At 70.2% G+C, this 4,686-nt stretch carries 4 protein-coding genes; 2 read left to right on the top strand and 2 right to left on the bottom strand.

What is annotated here, in order from left to right:
* Positions 1-12: 12 nt before the first annotated feature.
* Entirely contained in the window at positions 13-1,482 is a 1,470-nt protein-coding gene (locus tag VFW24_14760; GenBank protein ID HEX5268024.1) for a DUF4012 domain-containing protein, read from the bottom strand.
* A 101-nt stretch (positions 1,483-1,583) separates the two neighbouring features.
* Positions 1,584-2,156, bottom strand: coding sequence for a helix-turn-helix transcriptional regulator (locus VFW24_14755; GenBank protein HEX5268023.1), 573 nt, complete (start codon positions 2,154-2,156; stop codon positions 1,584-1,586).
* A gap of 160 nt (positions 2,157-2,316) precedes the next feature.
* On the opposite strand from VFW24_14755, the gene VFW24_14750 reads away from it, so the two are divergent.
* Together VFW24_14750 and VFW24_14745 are read left to right on the top strand one after the other, a co-directional pair.
* Positions 2,317-3,606: a DUF1800 domain-containing protein gene (locus VFW24_14750; protein ID HEX5268022.1), complete on the top strand. Its 1,290-nt coding sequence runs from the start codon at positions 2,317-2,319 to the stop codon at positions 3,604-3,606.
* Positions 3,607-3,722: 116 nt separating this feature from the next.
* A partial coding sequence (locus tag VFW24_14745) for a DUF1501 domain-containing protein (protein HEX5268021.1) occupies positions 3,723-4,686 on the top strand: 964 nt, incomplete at its 3' end.

Genomic DNA, 4,686 nt, shown 5'->3' with positions numbered 1-4,686 from the left:
GTCGCTTCCGTTCTAGGCTGTGGTCTCGAACTCGGAGTCGAAGTAGAAGTCCCCGTTGGAGCCCTTGGGGGGGAAGCCGCCGTCCCACCCGTGGTTGGCGGCGGGGCCGGCCACGTCAGGGTCGTCGGCGGACAGCATCGCCTCCCCCGCGTCGAAACCTGCCGCCCCAGCGGCGGCCAGCGGCTCCCACTGTGACGCCGGGGCTGCGAGAAGCCGCTGGAACACCACCTGGGACAGGGCAGCCACGAACTCCTTGCGCCCTCCAGGCTGGGGGAGCACCGCTTCGGAGTGGGTCCAGAAGTTGACCCGCTGGATGAGGTTGGCGCCGGTCACCGTCTCTCCATAGGCGGGAACCGACACGGGGCCGAGCACGCCGACCACGCGGGCCAGGAACGCGGGGGTCATCGATAGGACGCCGTCGACGGGCGCCTCACCGCCTTGCTGCCACAGCTCCTCTGCCACCTGGGCGTCGGTCGGCCAGTCGGGCTCGGCGTTGATGTTGGCCAGGTTCTGGTCGGAGCCCACGATTTGGAAAATGGGGGGAGCCTGGTTCTCAGGAACCACTGCTTTGGGGCGGGGCCGGTACCAGTTCTCGATGGCGTCGTAGCGGTCGAGGGAGAGGTGGCCGTTGTTGGCGCTCATCACCCCGTAGGTGCCGATGAAGCCCCCGGTGGGACGGACTTCGTCGGGATTCTGGGACAGGAGCAGGTATCGGCGGGGCCCGGCCCCGCCGGCGAAGACGATGAACGCCCGGAGGGCCTGCTCGGCGTCGGTGGCTCGGGCCAGGAGATGTGGCAGGTGCTGGTCGAGGGCCGCCCGGGCGGAGTTGAGGGGGCCGACCAGCCGGTCGTCGTTCAAGCTCGCCACCTGGGCGGCGGCGGAGTCCAGGGCCGACAGGGCCGTTGCCGCCGCGGAGTGCAGGGGTTGGAGCTCTTTAACCGGGTCGGAAAGGGGCTGGTTGGGATTGGCAGGCCTCACGAACTGGCCGGCCGTGTCGACCAGGGCCTTGGCCGAGGCGGCCAGCTCCTGGCCGGTGTCGGCCAGGGTGTCGGCGGCGCGCACCTGGACGCGTATGAACGGGATGTAGCGGGCCACCGTGAGGGCCGGTCCGCCCCGGTTCAGGTCCCGCCGCATGGCGTCGAAGTCCCCGGTCGCGGCGGCCACCCGGCTGGTCGCAGCCTCGATCTGGGAAGAGGTGATGCCCGTCGACGGGCCGTGCTCGACGGCGGAGACGGCTTGGAGGAGCGCCTGCTCCCCGTTCCTCCCGGCCACTGCGGCCCGCTCCACGAAGAATGCGGCCACGCCGATCAGGACGACGGCCACGGCCACCACCAGGATCACGAGCCAGGTGGCCAGCCGGTAGCGGCCCAGCAGGCGGACCCAGGGCGGCTTCTGGGCCTCCCGCCGGTAGGCGAGCGCCGAGCGACCCCTGCGCTGCCGGGATCGCCTGCGGGACAGGGCCGAGCGTCCCCGCGGGCTCATGATCCGAGGTTAAGGGACGAACCACCCAGGGCGCCTACCGGGAGCCACTCTCCGGGATCCTGTCACCGGCTCGGGTCCTTCACGGGCCGTGGCGAGATTCGTCACTCCACGAAGTCGACCACCACCCCGGCCAGCTCGGCAGCTATGGATGCCGGCGTGCGGGCCAGCGCCCGGGCCAGGTGGGCCACATCAGCGGCGCGGAGGCTGAACACCGGCCCCGGATCGGCCCGTTGGGCCCGCAGCGAACGCACCAGGTTGAAGACGATCTCGAGGTCCCGGCTCCGGCTCGCTCCCTCCAGAGCATTGGCGTCGATGACGAGCCGGGGTAGGGGGACGGTCCCGCCGGCGGCCTGAGCCCCCCGGCGGGTGAGGTCGATCAGCGGGGTTATGCCTACCTCCTGGCCGATCAGCTCGGCGGGAGTCACCCGGTACAGAGCGGCCAGTCGAGCGAGTCGGGCCGCGCTCGGGGCGCGCTCGCCTCGCTCGTAGTTGGCCACGGCCGAGGCCTTCAGGTGGCCGTCCGATCTCTCGGCCACCGTGGCCAGCGACCAACCCCGTCGGTGTCTGGCCTGCCTGAGCCTGTGGCCGATCGACCGCAGGAGGGCGCGGTCGTCCGCATCGAGCTCTTCGTCGACCCCGATCGGGTCTGTGTCGCCCTCATGGGGAGGATCCATGGACCGCACCGCCGCTGGTGGTCGCGGAGATCTCTGCAACTCGGGCAAACCGTACCGAGTCGGAGGCGCCCGGGTGGGGGATGATGGCCCCAGCCGGAGCCGGAGCCGCACCAGTTAATGGCGCTCAAGCCCTGAAGGCGGGAGGCCGACCTCCAAGGTGATGGACCCGGCGCGCTCCGACATAGCCCATCTCTTCCGCCGGACCGGCTTCGGGGCCCTGCCCCGCCAGCTCGACGCGCTCACACCGGCCGGCTACGAGTCGGCTGTAGACCACCTGCTCGACGTGACCGCGGGAGATCCGGGCACGGATCGGATCCCCGATCCGGCGGTGAGCTCGTCGGTCAGCTGGTCGTCCGATACCAACACCCGGGCCCTGCAGACCAAGCAGGTGGCCCAGGAGGAGACCACCCTCAGGCAGTGGTGGATGACCAGGATGGCCGCTGCGGAGCGACCCCTGGCTGAGAAAATGACCCTCTACTGGCACGGCCACTTCGCGACCGGTATCGACAAGGTTCAGTACGCGGGCCTGATGCTGACCCAGAACAAGCTCTTCCGGCGCCAGGGCCTCGCGTCATTTCCCGACCTGACGATAAATGTGGCCAAGGACCCGGCCATGCTGATCTGGCTGGACACCCGCCTCGACCGGAAGGCCCACCCGAACGAGAACTTCGCCCGGGAGCTGATGGAACTGTTCACCCTCGGGATCGGTCACTACCAGGAGACCGACGTCCGGGAGGCGGCCCGGGCCTTCACCGGGTGGAACTACGACTCGGCGGCCATCGCCTACCAGTTCCTGCCCGCCCAGCACGACAACGGCACCAAGACCGTCCTCGGCGTGACCGGGAACCTGTCGGGGGAGGACGTCATCCGGCTCGTCACGTCAGAGCCGATCGGCATCCGCTTCGTGGCGGCCCGGCTCTGGTCCCACTTCGCCTACCCGGTCACCATCGACGACCCCGTGGTCGACGACCTCGTGGCCGCCTACGCCCCGGCCCTGCGGATATCCGACCTGATGCGGGCCATTCTCCTGCACCCGGCCTTCCGCTCCGCCAAGGCACGGACCGGCCTGGTCAAGCAGCCCATCGAGTACGTGGCCGGTGTCATGCGAGCGCTCAACCTGACGGCCGACATGTCCTTCGTCGACCCGGCTCTCGCCAACCTGGGTCAGGTGCCGCTCCGGCCTCCGAACGTGGGCGGCTGGCCGCAGAACGGCTACTGGCTCTCGACGTCGGCGTCGCGATCGCGGCTCGCCTTTGCCCGGGCGGCGGCCGCCAAGACCGACCTGCGTCCCGTCACCTCGACCAGGCCCGCGGTCCGGTACCAGGCGCTGTCCCGGGTGCTGTCGGTCGACTTCTCCCCGGGCACCACGGCTGCCCTCCAGGCCGTGGCGACCAACCCGGTGGAGATGATGGCCCTGGCTCTCGTGTCCCCCGAGTACGTGGCGAACTGATGACCGTGCTATCTAGACGTCAGGTCCTGGCCGGCGGACTCGGTGCCGCGGCGACAACCATGAGCGGCCGGCTCTGGGCGCGGCCGGCGACGGCTGCGACCTCGAGCCCCGCGCCCGTGCATGTGCCCGCTGAGCGGGTGCTCGTGATCGTCACCCTTTCGGGGGGCAACGACGGGCTCAACACCGTCATCCCGTACTCCGACCCGGTGTACCAGTCCCAGCGCCCGTCACTGGCCTGGGGGGCATCCCAGGTGGTGCCGCTGGCCGACGGCCTCGGCCTCACCCCGACCATGGGTGGCCTCGGCCAGGCCTGGACCGACGGGCGCCTTGCCGTTGTGCGGGGCGTGAGCTACCCCAACCCCGATTATTCCCACTTCTCCTCGATGGCCAAGTGGCAGTCCGGTGACCCGTCGGGACAGTCGCTGTCGGGATGGGTCGGGCGGCTCCTCGACAAGGTGGCCAACTCCCGGCTGGCCGTGTCGATCGGGTCAACGCTGCCGCTGCTCATGACCGGGGAGAAGGTCCGCGGTGTAACCGTCCCGACCGGGGGCCTGTCCCTTCCGCTGTCCCGGCCCGGGACCAGCGCCTACACCTACATGGCCACGGCCGGCCCGCGCCAGGGTGTGCTCGCCGACATCGCCGCGACCGATCTGGAGCTGACGGCGGTCGGTACCGACCTGAGCAAGATCCTGGCGGCCGTTCCCAGGACCAAGACCACCGGTGGATCGTTAGGCACCCAGCTCGACCTGGTGTCCCGGCTCATCCAGGGTGGAGCCCCCACGCGCATCTACCACGCTTCGATCGGCGGGTTCGACACTCACGTCAACGAGAAGTCCAGCCATGCCTCGGTCGTCGGCCAGATGAGCCAGGCCATCACCAGCTTCCTCACCTCGCTCGGTCCGCACCAGCCCCGGGTGGCGCTCATGACCTACTCGGAGTTCGGCCGGCGGGTGGCCGTGAACGCCTCCTCGGGCACCGACCACGGGAGCTCGGCGCCCGTGCTCGTGGTCGGAGGCACCGGTGGTCCGGTTGTCGGCGGTTTCTACGGTGACGAGCCGGCTCTGTCCAACCTCGACAACG

It is taken from the genome of Acidimicrobiales bacterium (assembly GCA_036273495.1).
Classification (GTDB): Bacteria; Actinomycetota; Acidimicrobiia; order Acidimicrobiales; family JAJPHE01; genus DASSEU01.
Note: the sequence above shows the minus strand (reverse complement) of the source record. Positions and strands in the feature narration are given on the sequence as shown.